At 78.6% G+C, this 206-nt stretch carries 1 pseudogene; it reads left to right on the top strand.

The features are described from left to right. Positions 1-15: 15 nt before the first annotated feature. A pseudogene (locus GTW08_RS04765) lies at positions 16-206 on the top strand (transcriptional regulator); the annotation flags it as partial.

Below are 206 nucleotides of genomic sequence, written 5' to 3'. Positions count from 1 at the left end.
GAGACCCGACCCGAGGTGCAGCCCGACCCGCGCCGATCGGGCAGACTGCTCGGGCGCGTCCTCGCCGGGTTCACCGCCCCCAGCGACCCGGACCGCGTGGTGCTGGGCGGCCGGTTCGCCGCCGCCGGACCGGCGTTCGTCGCCGCCGTGACCGCCGAGCTGCACCGGCACGGCATCCCGGCGGACCGGGTCGTCCCGTCCGTGCT

Origin of the sequence: Pseudonocardia sp. SID8383, from assembly GCF_009864975.1 — a bacterium.
Lineage (GTDB): Bacteria > Actinomycetota > Actinomycetes > Mycobacteriales > Pseudonocardiaceae > Pseudonocardia > Pseudonocardia alni.
Note: the sequence above shows the minus strand (reverse complement) of the source record. Positions and strands in the feature narration are given on the sequence as shown.